Origin of the sequence: Variovorax sp. H27-G14 (assembly GCF_046156345.1) — a bacterium.
Lineage (GTDB): Bacteria > Pseudomonadota > Gammaproteobacteria > Burkholderiales > Burkholderiaceae_C > Variovorax.
This window is the reverse complement of record NZ_JAYLVN010000003.1, coordinates 140,200-157,642: the sequence shown is the minus strand read 5'-3', so window position 1 is coordinate 157,642 and position 17,443 is coordinate 140,200. Positions and strand designations below refer to the sequence as shown.

15 protein-coding genes are annotated in these 17,443 nt (G+C 67.3%); 10 read left to right on the top strand and 5 right to left on the bottom strand.

Features of this window, described 5'->3' with window-relative positions:
- The first annotated feature begins 146 nt into the window (after positions 1-146).
- Both VLK31_RS09700 and VLK31_RS09695 read left to right on the top strand, forming a co-directional pair.
- Entirely contained in the window at positions 147-530 is a 384-nt protein-coding gene (locus tag VLK31_RS09700) for a response regulator (protein WP_409168187.1), read from the top strand.
- Positions 531-544: 14 nt separating this feature from the next.
- Positions 545-940 (top strand): hypothetical protein, encoded by a 396-nt coding sequence (locus VLK31_RS09695; RefSeq protein WP_409168186.1) that lies wholly within the window; start codon positions 545-547, stop codon positions 938-940.
- On the opposite strand, the gene VLK31_RS09690 is transcribed toward VLK31_RS09695, so the two are convergent.
- A complete protein-coding gene (locus VLK31_RS09690; RefSeq protein ID WP_409168185.1) occupies positions 941-2,179 on the bottom strand; it encodes a serine hydrolase domain-containing protein in 1,239 nt (412 codons plus the stop codon).
- Between the two features lie 19 nt (positions 2,180-2,198).
- Positions 2,199-3,104, bottom strand: a complete 906-nt coding sequence (locus VLK31_RS09685) for a GntR family transcriptional regulator (RefSeq protein ID WP_409168184.1) — start codon at positions 3,102-3,104, stop codon at positions 2,199-2,201.
- A gap of 270 nt (positions 3,105-3,374) precedes the next feature.
- Here VLK31_RS09685 and VLK31_RS09680 point away from each other — a divergent pair, with 270 nt between their 5' ends.
- From VLK31_RS09680 to VLK31_RS09645, 8 genes are all read left to right on the top strand, one after another.
- Positions 3,375-4,715: an aspartate aminotransferase family protein gene (locus tag VLK31_RS09680; RefSeq protein WP_409168718.1), complete on the top strand. Its 1,341-nt coding sequence runs from the start codon at positions 3,375-3,377 to the stop codon at positions 4,713-4,715.
- Positions 4,716-4,737: 22 nt separating this feature from the next.
- Complete coding sequence (locus tag VLK31_RS09675; protein ID WP_409168183.1) at positions 4,738-5,838, top strand: C45 family autoproteolytic acyltransferase/hydolase; 1,101 nt, start codon at positions 4,738-4,740, stop codon at positions 5,836-5,838.
- A gap of 135 nt (positions 5,839-5,973) precedes the next feature.
- Positions 5,974-7,536, top strand: a complete 1,563-nt coding sequence (locus tag VLK31_RS09670; RefSeq protein ID WP_409168182.1) for an ABC transporter substrate-binding protein — start codon at positions 5,974-5,976, stop codon at positions 7,534-7,536.
- A gap of 59 nt (positions 7,537-7,595) precedes the next feature.
- Positions 7,596-8,540, top strand: coding sequence for an ABC transporter permease (locus VLK31_RS09665; protein WP_409168181.1), 945 nt, complete (start codon positions 7,596-7,598; stop codon positions 8,538-8,540).
- Positions 8,537-9,349: an ABC transporter permease gene (locus VLK31_RS09660; protein ID WP_409168180.1), complete on the top strand. Its 813-nt coding sequence runs from the start codon at positions 8,537-8,539 to the stop codon at positions 9,347-9,349. Before VLK31_RS09665 ends, VLK31_RS09660 begins: the two co-directional genes overlap by 4 nt.
- Positions 9,349-11,016: an ABC transporter ATP-binding protein gene (locus VLK31_RS09655; protein ID WP_409168179.1), complete on the top strand. Its 1,668-nt coding sequence runs from the start codon at positions 9,349-9,351 to the stop codon at positions 11,014-11,016. The genes VLK31_RS09660 and VLK31_RS09655 overlap by 1 nt, the downstream gene beginning before the upstream one ends.
- Positions 11,013-11,999 carry an alpha/beta hydrolase fold domain-containing protein gene (locus VLK31_RS09650; protein WP_409168178.1) on the top strand — a complete coding sequence of 329 codons (987 nt, stop codon included), beginning with the start codon at positions 11,013-11,015 and terminating at the stop codon, positions 11,997-11,999. Before VLK31_RS09655 ends, VLK31_RS09650 begins: the two co-directional genes overlap by 4 nt.
- Before the next feature lie 58 nt (positions 12,000-12,057).
- A complete protein-coding gene (locus VLK31_RS09645) occupies positions 12,058-12,708 on the top strand; it encodes an FMN-binding negative transcriptional regulator (RefSeq protein WP_409168177.1) in 651 nt (216 codons plus the stop codon).
- Between the two features lie 78 nt (positions 12,709-12,786).
- On the opposite strand, the gene VLK31_RS09640 is transcribed toward VLK31_RS09645, so the two are convergent.
- The 3 genes from VLK31_RS09640 to VLK31_RS09630 all read right to left on the bottom strand — a co-directional run bounded on the left by VLK31_RS09640 (position 12,787) and on the right by VLK31_RS09630 (position 17,373).
- On the bottom strand, positions 12,787-13,899 hold the full coding sequence (locus VLK31_RS09640; RefSeq protein ID WP_409168176.1) for a fimbrial protein: 1,113 nt from the start codon (positions 13,897-13,899) through the stop codon (positions 12,787-12,789).
- Between the two features lie 3 nt (positions 13,900-13,902).
- Positions 13,903-16,566, bottom strand: coding sequence for a fimbria/pilus outer membrane usher protein (locus tag VLK31_RS09635; RefSeq protein WP_409168175.1), 2,664 nt, complete (start codon positions 16,564-16,566; stop codon positions 13,903-13,905).
- Between the two features lie 99 nt (positions 16,567-16,665).
- Entirely contained in the window at positions 16,666-17,373 is a 708-nt protein-coding gene (locus VLK31_RS09630) for a fimbria/pilus periplasmic chaperone (RefSeq protein ID WP_409168174.1), read from the bottom strand.
- Positions 17,374-17,443 lie beyond the last annotated feature (70 nt).

Below are 17,443 nucleotides of genomic sequence, written 5' to 3'. Positions count from 1 at the left end.
GGCGCAGGGATCTACGACAGTTGGCGGTGTTGTCTGACTCGGCACCCCGTCTCGAAGGAGACAATTGATGCATCGGGCCGGCCAAACCGAGCCACATAAAGAGACACAACGAGACACCAACGCCTTTGCGCGTTCACGCCTGCAAGATGACCCGCATCTACCTGATTGAAGACAACCCCCTCATCGCCGACACGCTGACCGACGGGTTGCAGCACTTTTGCGAATGCGATGTCATCGGCAACGCAACCACCTCCAACGACGCGATTCACTGGCTCAAGGACAACCCCGAAGGCTGGGACGCCGCAGTCATCGACATCTTTCTGGCCGAAGGCAACGGACTCACCGTGGCGCAGTACCTGAAGGAGCACAAATCGCCAATGCAGCGCACGGTGGTGCTCATGAACTACGCAAGCTCTGAAGTGCGCGAAGGCGCGCTGTCGGCCGGTGTGGATGCGGTGTTCGACAAGTCGCTGGAGCTCGAAGCCTTCTACGACTTCTGCAAGCAGCTGAACATTTCGCCGCGGCGTTGAAGCAGACTAGGGGGATGAACACGCCCCCTCCACCCCTGCTCGATGCCGTTGCACTGCGGCAGCTTGCGCAGGCCTCCACCCCAAGCGCGGCCATCTGCCCGTGCCGTCTTCAAGCCGCCACCGCCTGGGAAAGCGTCACCGAAGAGCGCTGGCCGCAAGCGCTGATGCAGCCGGTGGGCACGCTGCGAGACCCCGATCTTCACGAGCCCACCTTCGAAGAATGGCACCCCGCCAGCACGCGCTACGACTCGCCGGACGCGCCCATCTCGGTAAAGCACTTTCCGTACAACCGCTGCAACGTGTACCGCTGCACGTCGTGCACGCGGCTGGTGTTGCGCTACACCGAGTTTGGTGGGTACTACATCGACCATCGCGTGCGTGTGGTGGATGGGGCGCTGATCACCGACTGATCATTCGTCCTTGTCCATGAGGTGCGCGGCCATGGCGCGAAAAGCTGGCAGCGACGTGGGCAGATGCGCATTCGCGGCGAGCGGATGCGAGGCGAAGCGCGCCACCACCATCTGCGCCACCGGGTCGATGTGCAAGACCTGCCCGTGGATGCCCTGCGCGGTGAAGCTGCCGTGCGCGTCGTGCGCCACCCACCACATGTTGCGGTAGCTCCAGCCGGCCAGCCGTGTGTAGCCCGCGCGTGCGAAGCGGGCCGGGTCGGCGCCGCACCGAATATCGGCCACCACGGCCTCGGGCACGACCTGTGTGCCATTGAAGAAACCGCCGAGCCGCATCGTTTCGCCCAGGCGCGCCAGGTCGCGCAGGCCGGCGCACAGGCCGCCGCCCGCAAAGTCCGCGCCCTGCCCATCGACGGCGAATGAAGCGTCCTGCTCCGCGCCAATGCGCGACCAGATCAGCTCGCTCAGCACCTGCGCCACCGGCTGCCCCGTGACGCGGCTGATGAGCCAGCCCAGCACATCGGTGTTGACGGTGCGGTAGGCGAAAGCGTCGCCATGCTTGCCCTGCCCTTCGGAAGCCTGCACGGTCTGCAGGAACTGCCGGTACCCCTCCGCGCCCGCATACCCCGCCGGGCGCGGCAGCAGTTCACCCGCGCGTGCGTGCTTCCACACGCCGGCCTGTGCGTCTGCATAGTCTTCCGAGTAGTCGATGGCGGTCGTCATGTCCATCACCTGCCGCACGCTCGCCTGGCCGAAGGTGCTGTCGGCCAGCTCGGGGATGTAGTGCGTGACGGCCGCGTGTTCGTCCAGCGTGCCGTCGGCCGCGAGCATGGCGCCCAGCGTGCCGACCACCGACTTGGTGACCGACATCGCCATGTGCTGGCCGTGCGCGTCCAGTTCGCCGAAGTAGCGCTCGTACACGATGCGCCCACGGTGCAGCACCACCGCGCCATCAGCGTGGATGGCCTCCAGCGCGCCCCGCCAGTCGGTCTGCGCGCCATCGGCGAAGCGCGGAAAGCACAGCGCATCGAGCTCCGGGCGCTCCGCGCGCGGCAGCACCGACACCGGCCCGTTGCCGCGCGCCACGTTGCGCGTGGGTTGCAGCTCGCGCAGGTGCGAGAAGGCCCAGCGGCTCTGCGGAAACTGAAAGATCGAGCGCTCTCGCGGGCGCTGCGCGGGGGTGCCGGCCGTGGGAAATCCGTCGCGCCAGCCGGCGGCCAGCGCTGTGTTGTCGTGTGTCATGAGGTGAAGGTGGGGCGGGTCAGTCGCCCAGCACGCCCAGCACGCGGCGTTCGAGCAGGTCGCTGGCACGGCTCAGGTGCAGCCGCATGTGTTCGGCGGCGGCGGCCAGGTCGTCGGCCTCCACCGCGTCAAGGATCTCCAGGTGCTCGTGACACGACTTGTGCAGCAGGTCGATGTTCACCAGCGGGTAGTCCGACAGGTCCGACATGCGGCGCAGCCGGTTCTGCTGGCGCACCGCGTCCAGGAAGAAGCGGTTGCCCGAGGCGCTGGCCAGCAACTCGTGGAACTGCGCGTTGGCCTCGAAGAAGTCCATCCACGAATAGCGCGAGGCATGCGCCAGCAGCCCTTGCTGGCGCTCCCTGCAGGCGAACAGCCGCTCGGTGTCGACCTTGAAGCCCGGCTCGCGCAGCCCTGCGCATTCGACCGTCAGGCGAAAGCGATAGCTCTCGCGCTCGCTCTCGACCGAGTCGAGCGTCTCGGTGAACTCCCAGCGCTGGTAGTGGCGCCCGCGCAGCACGCCGTCCTGCAGCAGCGTGGTGAGCACGGTGCGCAGCAAGGGGCGCGGCACGGCGTAGCTCTGCGCCAGCTCCAGTTCATTGACGCGCGTGGGCAGCTTGCCCGCCAGGCGGTCGCGCAGCAGGCGGTAGTAGAGCGTTTTCTCCTCGTCTTCCGGCATCTCGCGGCGCGCGCGGCCCAGGGCCTCGCGGTCGGCGACCAGCGTGTAGCCGCGGTTGGGTACATGCGCGAGCAACGCGCGCTCGTGCAGAAAGCGCAGCGCGGCACGCACCGGCGTGCGCGAAATGCCGAGCCGCCCGGCCAGATCGGCCTCGGTCATGTGGCGGCCGTTTTCGTAGCCGCCGGCCAGCGCCTGGTCGAGGATGTAGCGGCTCACGCGCTGGGTGAGCGGCGGGATCGTGTTGTCCATGGGGGCGGCCATTCAAGGGTTCTGCGCAATCGCGGGCTGGGGCGCCGATCATCGCTCCGGTTTTGTATTTTTGGCCTCAGAAAACCATGTACATACCGTGCCAAAAATACAATTTAAATTTCAAGATCGGCCCCACGACGACCCGAGCACCGGGTCGCTTCCAACGGAGAACACCTCGTGGCCCTCGCCGACAACCTTGCTTCGCCCAGCTCACCTGCCTTGCCCAACCCGCCTGCTTCGCCTGCTTCGCCCGCCTTGCCTGCCTCGTCCATGGCCTCGGTCTCCCCCGCCGCGCTCGAGGCGTTCTGGATGCCCTTCACTCCCAACCGCAAGTTCAAGCAAGCCCCGCGCCTCATCGTCGGCAGCGAAGGCCTGCACTACGACCTGGCCGACGGGCGCCGCGTGCTCGACGCCATTGCCGGCCTGTGGTGCGTGAACGCCGGCCACCGCAACCCGCGCATCAGCGCGGCCATGAAGGCGCAGATCGACGTGCTCGACTACGCCTCCAACTTCCAGATTGGCCACCCCGCCGCCTTCGCCTTGGCCGAGCGGCTCACGCAGATGGCGCCGGCCGGCATGGACCACGTGTTCTTCACCAACTCGGGTTCCGAGTCGGTCGACACCGCGCTGAAGATTGCGCTGGCCTACCACCGCGCACGCGGCGACGCCGGCCGCTACCGCCTTATCGGGCGCGAGCGTGCGTACCACGGCGTGGGCTTCGGCGGCATCTCGGTGGGCGGCATCGGGCGCCAGCGCAGCACCTTCGGGCCGCTGCTGAACGGCGTGGACCACCTGCCGCACACGCACGACCTGGCACGCAACGCCTTCTCGCGCGGCGAGCCCGCGCATGGCATCGACAAGGCCGACGCGCTGGAGGCGCTGCTCACGCTGCATGACGCCTCCACCGTGGCCGCCGTCATCGTGGAGCCCGTGGCCGGCTCCACCGGCGTGCTGCCGCCGCCACGCGGCTACCTGAAGCGCCTGCGCGACATTTGCGACCGGCACGGCGTGCTGCTGATCTTCGACGAGGTCATCACCGGCTTCGGCCGCCTGGGCACCAACTTTGCGGCTGACCTGTACGGCGTGACGCCCGACCTCATCACCACCGCCAAGGGCCTGACCAACGGCGCGGTGCCCATGGGGGCGGTGTTGATGCGCGGCGCGGTGCACGATGCGTTCATGCAAGGCAGCGTCAGCGCCGTCGAGCTCTCGCACGGCTACACCTACTCGGGCCACCCGCTGGCCTGCGCCGCCGCCATGGCCACGCTGGACGCCTACACGCAGGACGGCCTCATCGCCCAGGCCGGCGCCCTGTCGCCCTACTTCGAGGAATGCCTGCACGCGCTGCGCGGCCTGCCCGGTGTGATCGATGTGCGCAACGTGGGCCTGCTCGCCGGCATCGAGCTGCAGGCCTGGGCCAGCGGCCCCGGCACCCACGCACAGGCCGTGGCGCAGCACTGCCTGGACGCCTGCGTGCTGGTGCGCTCGGTGGGCGACACCATTGCGCTGTCGCCGCCGTTCACGCTGGAGCGCAAGCACATCGACCAGATCGTGGACAGCCTGCGCGCCGCCATTGCACAGACCGCGCAAGCCACCGACGTGGCCGCCTGAACCTCACCCGAAAGCACACCCCATGGACATCGAATCGTTCCCCCTCTACGACATTGAAGGCGACGCCCGCCAGTGCGGCCAGCAGTACGGCCGCGCCGCCGGCGAGCGCATCGACCTGAGCCTGCGCACCTACCGCAGCGCTTTCGAGCGCGTGGGCCTCAGCTGGGACCGCACGCGCGCGCTGGCCCGTCGCTTCATGCCCATGATCGAGGCCTTCGACGCGGGCATGCTGCGCGAAATTGAAGGCGTGGCCGAAGGCGCGGGCGTGCCGACCGAAGACATCGTGGCGCTGAATGCGCGCAGCGAAATGCTCTACGCCTTTCAGCAGCTCGAAGCCACGGAGCCGCCCGACGGCTGCACCGGCGTGGTGGTGATGCCCTCTGCCTCGCGCGACGGCAAGCTCATTCACGCGCAGAACTGGGACTGGCGCGTGGAAAGCCTGGAGCTTGGCGTGGTGCTGCGCATCCAGCCGGCCAAGGGCCCGTCGATGCTCACCTTTGCGGAAGCGGGCACGCTGGCGCGCGCGGGCCTCAACAGCGCAGGCATTGCGGTCACAGGCAACTTCATCAAGGCCGACGGCGACGGCAAGCAGCAAGGCGTGCCGCTGGCGTTGATTCGCCGCGGCATCCTGCAGTCGGAGCTGTACGCCAACGCGCTGGGGGTGGTGTGCCGCACGGCGCGCTCCATCTCCAACAACATGATCCTCACGCACGCCGAAGGCGAGGCCGTGAGCCTGGAGACCTGCCCCGACCAGGTGTTCTGGCAGCAGCCCGAGGCCGGCATTCTGGTGCACGCCAACCATTTCAAGACGCCGGCGGCGCTGGCACGCGTGGTCGATCGCAGCCTGGAGACCACGCCCGACTCGCTCTACCGCGACCGCCGCGTCACCGAGGCCCTGCACCTGCAAAACCAGCGCGCCGGCCACCTCACCGAGCAGGACGTGCTCGACGCGCTGCAAGACCGCTTCGGCGCGCCGCGCGCGGTGTGCCGCAGCCCCAGCGCGGGCCCGGGCGGTGCGTCGTCGGCCACGGTGGCCACCATCGTGATGGACCCGGCGGCACGAAAGATGCGCATTGCACCGGCGCCTTTCAGGGCCCATCGCTTCACCGAGTACTCGCTCTGAGTTTTTTGCGCTTCCCTTGATCCGACCGGCCCAGCCCACGCCAGGAGTGTTGTCATGAACGTATCCGTGTTCCCAGTGCCCCGTGTATCCGCCCTGGCGGCCTTCCGCCCGCAATGTGCACTGCGCGCAACCTCCGTGGCCCTGGCCTTGGGCCTGGGCCTTGGCGCTGCGGCCCCGGTGTGCGCACAACCCGCGGCCGGCGCCGGGCAGACCTTGCGCGTGCAGATCAACTCCGACATCCGCGGCACCGACCCCGGCGGCAACCGCGACGACAACACCGACAACGTGCTGCTGCACGTGGGTGAAGGGCTGGTCGCGCTGCGCGAAGACACCTCGGTGGGGCCCATGCTGGCAAGCAAGGTCGACACCTCCACCGACGGCCTGACCTACACCTTCACCCTGCGCGACGGCGTGAAGTTTCAGAACGGCGCCACCCTCACCGCCGACGACGTTCTGTGGAGCTGGCAGCGCTACCTGAAACCCACCAGCGGCTGGCGCTGCCTGAGCGAGTTCGACGGCAAGGGCATGACCAAGGTGCTCTCGGTGGAAGCGCCCAACCCCAAGACCGTGGTGTTCAAGCTCGACCGCGCAAGCTCGCTGTTTCTCACCATGATGGCGCGCCCCGACTGCGGCAGCGCGGCCGTGATGCACCGCAGCTCGGTGGGCGCCGACGGCGCCTGGAAAGAGCCCGTGGGCACCGGCCCCTACAAGCTCAAGGACTGGAAGCGCGGCCAGTACATCGAACTCACCCGCTTCGACGGCTACACCTCGCGCGCCGAGCCACGCGACGGCCTCACCGGCGGCAAGAAGGCCGAGGTGGAAAACCTGCGCTTCGTCGTCATTCCCGACTCGGCCGCCGCCAAGGCCGCGCTGTACAGCGGCGGCATCGACGCCTTCGTGAGCCCCAGCCCGTCAGATGTCATCGAGATGCGCAAGCGCACCGACGTGCTGGTCGACACCACGCCCGTGATGACCATGGTGGCCTTGCTGCTGCAGACCAACGACCCGGTGCTGAAGGACGTGCGCATTCGGCGCGCGCTGGCGCTGTCGCTGGACACGCCCGACATCGCACGCACCGTGACCGAGGGCCTCTCGCCCGTCAACAACTCGGTCGTGCCCTCGTCCAGCCCCTACTACGACGCGGTGCAGGGCGGCGGCTTCAAGCGCGACCTGCCGGCCGCCAAGAAGCTGCTGGCCGAGGCCGGCTACCGCGGCCAGCCGATCCGCATGATTGCCAACAAGCGCTACGAGGCGCTCTACTCGGCCGCCGTGCTGGTGCAGGCCATGGCCTCGGAGGCCGGCATCAACGTGGAGCTGGAAGTGCTCGACTGGGCCACCCAGCTCGACCGCTACACCAAGGGCCAGTACCAGAGCATGGCGTTCATCTACTCGGCGCGCATCGACCCCTCGCTCAACTACGAGATGGTGACCGGCGACAAGGCCACCCAGCCGCGCAAGGCCTGGGACAGCGCGTATGCACAGAGCCGCCTCACCGAATCGATGGTGTCGCGCGACAAGGCACGCCGCCAGGTGCTGTTCGACGAAATGCACAAGCAGATGCTGCAGGACGTGCCGATGATCGTGCTGTTCAACGCCAGCGACGCCACCGCCATGCGCAAGAGCGTGGTCGGCTTCAAGGGCTGGGCACCGGCCAAGCCGCGCTTCTGGAACGTGCGGCTGGCCGCCGCCGGCGGCTGACGCCCCCCAGACTCCCCGCCCCCCCGCCAAGCACCCCTGCAACAGAGGCCCCGCCCTTCATGCTCGCCTATCTCCTGCGTCGGATCGCCATGACCGTCCCGACGCTGCTGCTCGTCTCCATCGCGGTCTTCGCCCTGATGCGGCTCATTCCGGGCGACCCGGTGCTGCTGATGCTGGGCGAAGGCGCCGACCCCGCGCAGCTCACCCTCATGCGCCACCAGATGGGGCTGGACCAACCCCTGCCCGTGCAGTACTTCGTGTGGCTGCGCCATGCGCTCACCGGCGACCTGGGGGTCTCGACCACCAACGGCCTGCCGGTGCTGCCGCTCATTTGGGAGCGCTTTCATGTGAGCGCGGTCATCGTGCTGGTCGCGGTGGCGCTGGCCTCGCTGGTGGCCGTGCCGGCCGGCCTCATCGCCGCCTGGCGCAAGGACAAGCCGACCGACCTGGCCATCATCGGCGCGGCCACGCTCATGCTGTCGGTGCCCAGCTTCTGGCTCGGCCTGCTGCTACTGATGTTCTTCGGCCAGTACCTGGGCTGGTTGCCGGTGGTGGGCTACGTGCCCATGTCGGAGAACTTTTCGCAGGGCGTGATGTACGTCATCCTGCCGATCGTCACACTGCTGCTGGTCGAAACCGGCGTGCTCACGCGCATGTCGCGCGCCAGCACCATCGAGATCCTGCGGCTGGAATACGTGACGCATGCGCGCGCCAAGGGCGTGCCCGAGTCGCAGGTGCTGCGCCGCCACGTGCTGCCCAATGCCTTCAACCCCACGCTCACCATGATCGGCCTCATCCTGGGCCATCTGCTGAGCGGCATCGCGGTGCTGGAAACCGTGTTCACCCTGCCCGGCCTGGGCCGCCTGATGATCGATTCGATCTTTGCGCGCGACTACCCGGTGCTGCAGGGCTGCCTGTTGTTCACGGCCTGCATCTACGTGGTGATCAACCTGGTCGTCGACATGTGCTACCCCCTCTTCGACCCCCGGGTCTCGGTGCAGTGAAAAAGCTCAAGACCCATACCCTTGTCGGCGGCGTGCTCATTGCGGTGCTGCTGGTCCTGGCCGTGCTTGCGGCCTTGTGGACGCCCTACAACCCGCTGGGCATCGATCTGCGCGCCAAGCTGCAGCCGCCCTCCCTGGCGCACTGGCTCGGCACCGACGAGTTCGGCCGCGACGTCGCCAGCCGCGCCATGCAAGGTGCGGCCACCAGCTGCCTGGTGGCGCTGCTCACCGTGACCCTGGCCACCGGCATCGGCCTGGTGGTCGGCGTGGTGGCCGGCTTCGTGCGCGGCTGGACCGACCGTGTGCTGATGGCCTTCAACGACACGCTGCTGGCCTTTCCGGGCCTGCTGCTGGCGCTGGGCGTGATGGTGATCGTCGGCGCCAACAAATGGGGCATCGTGCTGGCGCTGAGCCTGGCGTATGCGCCTTCGGTGGTGCGCGTGGTGCGCGGCACCGTGCTGTCGCTGCGCGAGCGCGAGTACGTGGAGGCCTCCCGCATGATCGGCAACAGCGAGGTCTACACCATGTGGCGCCACATCCTGCCCAACTGCGTGGCGCCGGTGGCCGTGCTGGCCACCAGCATGTTCGGCTGGGTGCTGCTGTCTGAAAGCGCGCTGAGCTTTCTTGGCCTGGGCGTGCCGCCGCCTGCGCCCACCTGGGGCAACATGCTCGCCAGCGCGCGGCCCTACATGGCCTCGGCCGTGTGGCTGTGCGTGGTGCCGGGCCTGTGCATTGCGCTCACGCTGCTGGGCATCAACCTGCTGGGCGAATCGCTGCGCGACCGGCTCGACCCACGCACGGAGAAATGATGAACACGCTTTCAACCCCCCCTGTGTTGTCGGTCGAGCACCTGAAGATCGAGCTGCGTCATGGCACGCAACCGCTGGTGCACGACCTGTCCTTCGACGTGAAGCCCGGCGAGTTCCTCGCGGTGGTAGGCGAATCGGGCAGCGGCAAGACCATGGCCGCGCGCGCCATCCTGCAGCTGCTGCCGCCGGGCATTTCGCAAACCGGCGGGCGCATTCTTTTCGACGGCGAAGACCTGAGCAGCCGCGACACGAAGGCGATGCGCCCCATTCGCGGCCCGGGCATCGGCATGGTGTTCCAGGAGCCGATGGTCTCGCTCAACCCGGTGCACCGCATCGGCGCGCAGATGGCCGAAGGCTTGCGCATGCACACCAGGCTCTCGGCTGCGGAAATCAGCGCGCGCATTCTCGACATGCTGCGCCGCGTGCAGATTGCCGACCCCGAGCGCTGCATGCACGCCTACCCGCACGAATTCTCGGGCGGCATGCGCCAGCGCATCATGCTGGCCAGCGTGATGCTGCTGAAACCGCGCCTGCTGATTGCCGACGAGCCGACCACCGCGCTCGACACGCTGAGCCAGCGCGAAGTGCTCGACCTGATGGTGGGCCTGGCGCGCGACAACGGCACGGCCGTGCTGCTGATCACGCACAACCTCGGGCTGGTGGGGCGCTATGCGCAGCGCGCCATCGTGCTGGAAAAGGGCCAGCTGGTGGAAACCGGCGACGTGCCCGCCATTCTGGTTGCGCCCCGGCAGGCCTACACCCGCAAGCTGGTCGACGCGCTGCCGCGCCGCCAGCCGGCCAAGACCGACAGCGCCACGCAGAAGCAGCAGCCCCTGGTGCAGGTGCGCGGCCTGTGCGTGAGCTACCCCGGCGCGCGCGCCGGCCTGTTCAAGCGCCATGCGCCGCAGCGCGTGATCGACACGCTCGACCTCGACATCCACCCCGGCGAGATGGTCGCGCTGGTGGGCGGCAGCGGCTCGGGCAAGACCACGCTGGGGCGCGCCATCCTGCGCCTGGCGCCGTCGCAGAGCGGGCAGATCCTGTTTCGCGGAGACGATGTGCGCACCGCCGACCGTGCCGCGCTGCACCGCTTTCGCCTGGCCTGCCAGCTGGTGTTTCAAGACCCGTTCTCCTCGCTCGACCCGCGCATGCGCGTGCACGACATCGTGGCCGAGCCGCTGCGCCACCTGCCCTCGCTCAACGCCGCGGCACGGCTGCAGCGCGTGCATGAAACGCTGGACGAGGTGGGCCTGGACGGCCTGGGCGCGCGCTACCCGCATGAGCTGTCAGGCGGCCAACGCCAGCGCGTGGCCATTGCCCGCGCGCTGGTGCGGCGCCCCGCCTTCGTGGTGGCCGACGAGCCCGTGTCCGCGCTGGACATGACCATCCAGGCGCAGGTGCTGCGCCTGTTCCAGAGCCTGCAGGCGCACCACGGCTTTGCCTGCCTCTTCATCAGCCACGACCTTGCGGCCGTCGAGCAGATTGCCGACCGCGTCATCGTGATGGAGCGCGGGCGCATCGTGGAGCAAGGCCCACGCGACGCGGTGTTCGACGACCCGCGCCATGCCTACACGCAGGCCCTGCTCGCGGCCACGCCGCGACCGCTGGCCGCCCTTGCCACATCCGACGCGGCCCCCGCGCCTGTTCCCGAGAAAGCCGTCGCGTGACATCGCCCACGCCCTACAGCTGGCAGCACCCTTGCGCACCGCCGCCGCTCGACGCGCAGATCGTCGAGTTCATGCGCCTCATGGGTGCCGAAGGCGCGCGCTACCCGAAGCGCCACACCATCTCCATCACCAAAGGCCGCGCCAATGCCGAGAAGGTGCGCGCCCCCTGGACGCAAGGCGGCCCCCAAATGGCCCGCACCGTCGAGCACCATGTGCCCACGCGCCACGGCAGCGTGCGCATCCGCGTGCACTACCCCGCGCAGCGTGCGCTGCAAGGCGCACTGGTCTACATCCACGGCGGCGGCTTCGTGCTGTTCAGCCTCGACACCCACGACCGCGTGATGCGCGAGTACGCGGGCCGCGCGGGCATTGCCGTGATCGGCATCGACTACACGCGCGCACCGGAGGCGCGGTTTCCGCAACCGCACGACGAATGCGTGGACCTGATGCGCTGGCTGCAAACCCATGCCCCCGCGCTCGACATCGACCCCGCGCAGCTCTTCATCGGCGGCGACTCGGCCGGTGCCAACCTGTCGGTCGGCGCCTGCCTGGTGCTGCGCGACGCCGGTGATGCGCTGCCGCTGGGCATGCTGCTGAACTACGGCGCCTACAGCACGGAGCTGTACCGCGAATCGGTGGTGCGCTATGGCGCGGGCGAGTACGGCCTGTCGCTGCACATGATGGTGTGGTTCTACGGCCTGTACCTTCGCAACCCCGGGGATGCCGCCGACCCGCGCGTGCACAGTCTCAAGGCCAGGCTCGAAGGCCTGCCGCCCGCGTGCATGGTCGTCACCGAGTGCGATCCGCTGTACGACGACAACGTGTTGATGGCAGGCGCGCTGCGCAGTGCCGGCGTGGCGGTGACCGACACGCTGTACCCCGGCACCATCCATGGCTTTCTGGAAGCCGTGTCGGTCGCCGACGTGGCGGGCCGCGCGTTCGACGATTCGGTGCGCTGGCTGCGCACGCTGGCCGCGCGCTGACACGGCCACGTACACAGTCCCATACGCCCCCATACACCGCCCGCCCCGACACCCAACCGTGTACACGCCCAAGCCCTACCTAGAAGCCGACCTCGCCACGCTGCACGCCGGCATGCGTGCATGGAGCTTTGCGACGCTCATCACCGTCGGCCCTGCCGGCGTCAACGCCACGCACCTGCCCTTTCTGCTCGACGCGCAGCACGATGGCCCCGGCCTGCTGACCACGCACCTGTCGAATAAGAACCCGCAGTTCGACGACCTGCGTGCGGGCGGCGAGGCGCTCGTCATCTTCCAGGGGCCGCATGCCTTCGTCACGCCCAGTTGGTACGTGAAGCAAAGCACCTTTCCAACCTGGAACTACATCGCCATCCATGCACGCGGCGCGCCCCGCGTCATCGAAGAGCGCATGGCCGTGCACGCCGTGCTGCGCCGCACGGTCGCCCAGTACGACGCGCCGCTTCGCGACGAGTTCGGCGGCAGCTGGGACTACGACGCCATGCCCTTCGACTTTGTCGCGCCGCGGCTGGACATGATCGCGGCGGTGGAAATTCCTGTGCGGCTGCTCGAAGGCAAGTACAAGCTCAACCAGGACCGTTCGGAGGAAGACCGCCGCGGCGTAATCGACGCACTGGAGCGGCTGGGAGATCCGCAAGGCGTGGCGGTCGCGGAGATGATGCGGCGGCAGATGGCGGCAGCCGCACGCGCCTGAGCCGTTGCTCGAGCGCGCGCCGCAGCACAGGCTGCCGGCACGCGATGCGGTCAAGGCCTATGACAGGGCACCATGTTTCTACTGATAGTTCATGGTGAACTCCAGCAACGCATTTGCAGTGCCAGCACCAATGGTGGTTGCCGTCTGGTAGTACGCTGCATTGAAGGTCATCGTGAAAGAGCTGCTTGCCGTCTGCGTGTTGTAGCCAGGTACCACATATCCTGGGGCGCCGAACGTCATTGCCGCACCCCCGGGCGCCTGGGTGAGCTTCACGCCGATGCCCTTGGCGGTTGAATTGCTGCTCAAGTTGATGACGCCGCCGGCCTGATCGATGTAGCCCGAAGGCGCTACCAGCTGAATGCCGATTCGGCTCATTCCCGCCGGGCAATTGTTGATGGCCACCGAAAAGGGAACAGGCGTGGTGGTGGAGCCGATGCCCTTGAAGGCCGTTGCAAGATAGGTCCCCATGGGAACCGTGACGTTGGGCGTCGAGCAGCTCAGCACCACGACGTTGACGGAACTGATGTTGACAGAGCCCAACAGGGCGCCTTGCTGAATGGTGTTGTTGCTGTCCAGCAGCGCCAGTTGCATGACCTGAATTCCGGCGATCACGCCCGGTTGCACGACCGCAGCCGTTTTGACCAGGCCCACTGCCCATTGCAGACCCGAGTTGGCGGTATCGCCCGGCGCAGTGCCATTGCATGCAGAGACCTGCCATCCTGACACCGACGCGGCAGGCACGTTATTTACGCCATACCAAGAATCCACGCCACAGCCTGTATCAATATTCCTGACCGCGATGACGATCCCGATGCCAGGCACGCCCGTCTCGTAGACCGGAATGTTCAGGGTTTGGCCGGTGAGCACGATGCTGACGGTCTGTCCTGCTCCGGTCAGATTAGACTTCCTGGCCGCGCCGCTGTAGTTCTTCAACGTCGCATTGGTGCATCGATACAAGTCCAAGAGCTGCGGCCCCAGAACGGGTGCCACGAGCATGGTTCCGACCGGTGCATTGCGGGGAACCGTAATACGCGCTGGCAACGTCAAGGTATGAGCACCGCCGCCCGTACAAGTACGAAGCGTTTGCGCCGACGCATCTCCTGGCAACCAAAAGAGCAGCGCCGCAATTCCCATGGCGCCGAAACGCGCAGCCCATCGAACAGCGCTGAAATACCGTGTGCGCATCGTCATTGATCAATCCTGTGAACCAACAGGGCTGCACAGAGCGTCTATCGTTGTCAGTGCGTGGCCTGCACCCGCCTCGGGTTGAGAAGCAGGTGTAATCGCCAGCCTGCACCGCTCCGCTGGGCCTTCACCCCACTTCAGCAGGTAGGCGTTGCGCCCGGGCTCCACGCCGCGAAGCAGCAACTGGCCGAACTGCGCGACGATGCCGACGCTCTGACCCGCAGCATCGAAGGCCTGCGCGCCGAAGGGGGCCGGCGTGCCATCGGCCAGCATTGCACGCACCAGCACTGCGCGCCCTCCCCCTGCGGTCTCGAACTTCAGCCTGACCACCGCGCCCGCGGTCGGCGCGACGTGCTGCATGCTCGTCTTCAGCTCGACGCTCAACGGCAAGCCCTTCGGATCGAGCTCGATCTCGTTGCGCGAGAACGGCACCAGGTTGGGCACCACGGCATGGCCCCATCGGTCCACCCGCAAACCGCTGCCGTTGAGCACCCGGGCGCCGGCCGCCTTGTCGGCTTCGACCACGGCCGTTGTGTCGCCCATGATGGGCGTGAGCATCACGCCGCCCTCATAGGCAACGACGCCGCCCGAGACGCCCGCGCTGAATTGCGAGGACTGCGGTCCACCCGACGCGCTGGCCGTCAGCGCTGCCATCGGCGAGGCATAGCTCAGGTTGGCGCCTGCGCTGGCCCGCGCCCCCGCCCGATCGCCGTTGGCTTGCGTCGCGTTGAGGCCGTAGTTGAAGGCGCTGTCTTCGCCCGCGGATCCCGTCACCGCCTGCTGCACGCTGGAACGGCCGTTCATGTCGCTCTGCAGATTGGTCGACGCGTAAACCTGACGGGAACCGATTTCCAGGGGAATGCCCAGCGTGATCATTGCCACATTGCCCCAGCGCTTGAACCTGGCGTCGAACTGCCGCGACACCGAAAGGCCCACGTTCACGCGCCCCACACGGGTGTTGTAGCCCAGCTGAAACTGGGTGTCCCGCCCGTCGCGATTCCAATAGTCCTGGGTGGAGCCGCTCACGTAGAGCGAGCCCCAGTCGCGTGGCAACTGCTGGTTGATGGACAGCTGCAGGCGCCCGCGCATCGGGCCGTTCTGCAGAAAGCTGTCTCGCGCGAAGCCGCGCCGTCCCCCCATCCCACCCATGCGGTCGCCGTCGTCGCGCAGCGTCATCGCATCGCGCAGGCTCAGGTAGCCGCTGCTGGAATAGCGAAAGGCAGCAACGGAGATGTTGGTGTCGGTCGGTGCAATGAGCTTGGTGTAGGACAGCCGCACGCTCTGGCCCGACCTTGTGCCGGAGCGGGGAATGCGGGCCGTCGATTGCTGGGCATCCAGGCCTATCGCGCCCCACTCGGTATTGACCGCGGCGCCAATCAGCCCGGACGCATAGCCTTGCGCAACGGTGAGGCCGCCATAGCCGGTCAGGGTGTTATTGAGGCCATGCTGCACCGTGGCCTGCGCCACCATCGACGTGTCGCTTACCTGCGTATCGCGGTAGCGGCCCACCGTTGCGCTGTAGCGCGTGATGCCCGGGCGCAGCGCATTCACAGCCGCCGCATACGGCACGCTGGAAACATGCACGCTGCCGTCGGACTCGGTCACCTCCACATCGAGGTTGCCGCCATAGCCGGTCGGGTACAGGTCGTCGATGGAGAACGCACCTGGCGCCACATTGGACTGATAAATGATGTTCCCGTTCTGCTTGATGCGCACGACCGCGTTGCTGCGTGCAATGCCCGTCACGCGTGGCGCAAAACCGCGCTGCGATTCCGGCAGCATGCGGTCGTCTGTCGAGAGCTGGATGCCGCGAAAACCGAAGCTGTCGAAGAGCGAGCCGGACGTGAAGCCGTCGCCAATCACCAGTTGGCTGCGCAGTGACTCGATGGAGCGCTGCAGCGTCGTTTGCACGCCTTGGTAGCGCGTGCCGGTGGAGTTTGCGCTGCTCAGGTTGCCGCTGTGCCGCAGCCGCCAGGGGCCGAAGTTCAGGCCCGCCGTCAAGCCGAGGTAGCCCTGGCTGAAGGTCGCTCCTTGGGAGCTCGACCGGAAGAAATTGGCGTTGTACTGAAGCAGCGCGGCGGGCACGCCGTCGTCCCAGTAGCGCGGATCGACATAGCCGCGCGCTGAGCGCCGCAAGGAAACCTGCGGCACGCTGACGTTCAGGCGCTGCTCGCCGATGTCGAAAGAGGCGGTGGCGTCCGGCACCAACTGCTCGAGCGCAATGCAGGCCGGCGTCTTGCTGCTGCCTCGGCCATCGGTGCCCGACGCGCCGTCAAGCATCGCATTGGCCGCGGGACTGAGCTTTTGCACGTCGACCCCGACGCGCTCGAGCAATTCGCGATCGAAGCACACCACCACGTTGTGGGTGCCGCTGCCCACCTGCCTGAGCACAACCTGTCCACGACCCAGCCACGCTTCGTTGACGTACAGGTCCGCGCGGTACGCACCTGGCATCACCGGATTGCCCCTGCTGTAGCGGCTCAGGTCAATGGCCTGCCCGCTGTGCGCCAGGAACTGTTCGTTGAACTGGACCTGCGCGACCTGGGTCGCCCGACCGCTTTCGTCCGCGTGAGCTTCGATGGCGACGATGGCCAGCAGTGCCAGCGCACGGCTTGGATGCACCGTAAAGCACGCAAGCGAACGCTTTCTTCTATTTTTCATAACGGGAGCCACAGATTTCGAGCGAGTCCGGCCCCGCCGCTGTTGCACAGCGCCGCAAAGACCAAAGGGATGAAGTGGGGGGAGAGCTGGCGGCGTGCCGGCCAGGTGGGGCTAGCGCTTGCCTTGCTGCAGCGTGGTCTCGCCGGGCATGACACCGCCGTAGTCATTGATCGCTTCGTAGCGAACCTTGACGGATGCATCGGCGGCCGTCAGGGTGCCCTTCAAGGGCAGGCGGCGGGTTTCGCCCGGGGCGATCATCACGCCTTCGTCGAACGACGCCTGGGCAGTTGCGTTGTGAACGTCGATGGCAGTGAACGTCACGTAGTACTCGGTGGGGTTGTGGGCCTCCAGGTGCAATTCGCCCTGCTGGCTGTCGAGCCCCCACGTGACTGCCGCGGGGGCTTCGATGGGTCGGCCCTTGAGTTCGGTGGGCCGGTAGAAAAGCTTGATTCGGGAACGGAAGGCAAGCTGCAGCTTGTTCATGTCCGCGATGTCGGCGTCGGGCTTGGGTGGAACCTCGAGCACGTTGAGCCAGAAGACCGACTCGCGCTCGCGAGGCAAGGGTTCGCCGGTGTAGACGATGCGCAAGGTCTGCGCTTTTTTGGGTTCCACGCGCGCCATGGGGGGCGTCACGAGAAACGGTGCACCTTGTTCGGCAGGCCTCAGGGCGGGGTCGCCCTTGTCGGTCCAGGTCTGTACCAGCGCGGGCTCGTCGCCCTCGTTGGACAGCTTGAGCGTGACTTCTGATTCGCTGGCCGGGTAGATCACGCGCGTGCCCCCGATGACGATGCCCGCATGAGCCTGAGCCATCGTCAGCATGACTGCCGCGACGACGGCAATCCAGGTTCTAGCGCTTGCGTGTTTGATATTCATTGCTCTTGGAGAAACG

Bases quoted from the DNA above. Each gene is read 5' to 3' on its own strand.
- VLK31_RS09700 (WP_409168187.1), top strand. From the start codon at position 147: ATGACCCGCATCTACCTGATTGAAGACAACCCCCTCATCGCCGACACG.
- VLK31_RS09685 (WP_409168184.1), bottom strand. From the start codon at position 3,104: ATGGACAACACGATCCCGCCGCTCACCCAGCGCGTGAGCCGCTACATC.
- VLK31_RS09640 (WP_409168176.1), bottom strand. From the start codon at position 13,899: ATGACGATGCGCACACGGTATTTCAGCGCTGTTCGATGGGCTGCGCGT.
- VLK31_RS09665 (WP_409168181.1), top strand. From the start codon at position 7,596: ATGCTCGCCTATCTCCTGCGTCGGATCGCCATGACCGTCCCGACGCTG.
- VLK31_RS09675 (WP_409168183.1), top strand. From the start codon at position 4,738: ATGGACATCGAATCGTTCCCCCTCTACGACATTGAAGGCGACGCCCGC.
- VLK31_RS09680 (WP_409168718.1), top strand. From the start codon at position 3,375: ATGGCCTCGGTCTCCCCCGCCGCGCTCGAGGCGTTCTGGATGCCCTTC.
- VLK31_RS09630 (WP_409168174.1), bottom strand. From the start codon at position 17,373: ATGCTGACGATGGCTCAGGCTCATGCGGGCATCGTCATCGGGGGCACG.
- VLK31_RS09690 (WP_409168185.1), bottom strand. From the start codon at position 2,179: ATGACACACGACAACACAGCGCTGGCCGCCGGCTGGCGCGACGGATTT.
- VLK31_RS09655 (WP_409168179.1), top strand. From the start codon at position 9,349: ATGAACACGCTTTCAACCCCCCCTGTGTTGTCGGTCGAGCACCTGAAG.
- VLK31_RS09695 (WP_409168186.1), top strand. From the start codon at position 545: ATGAACACGCCCCCTCCACCCCTGCTCGATGCCGTTGCACTGCGGCAG.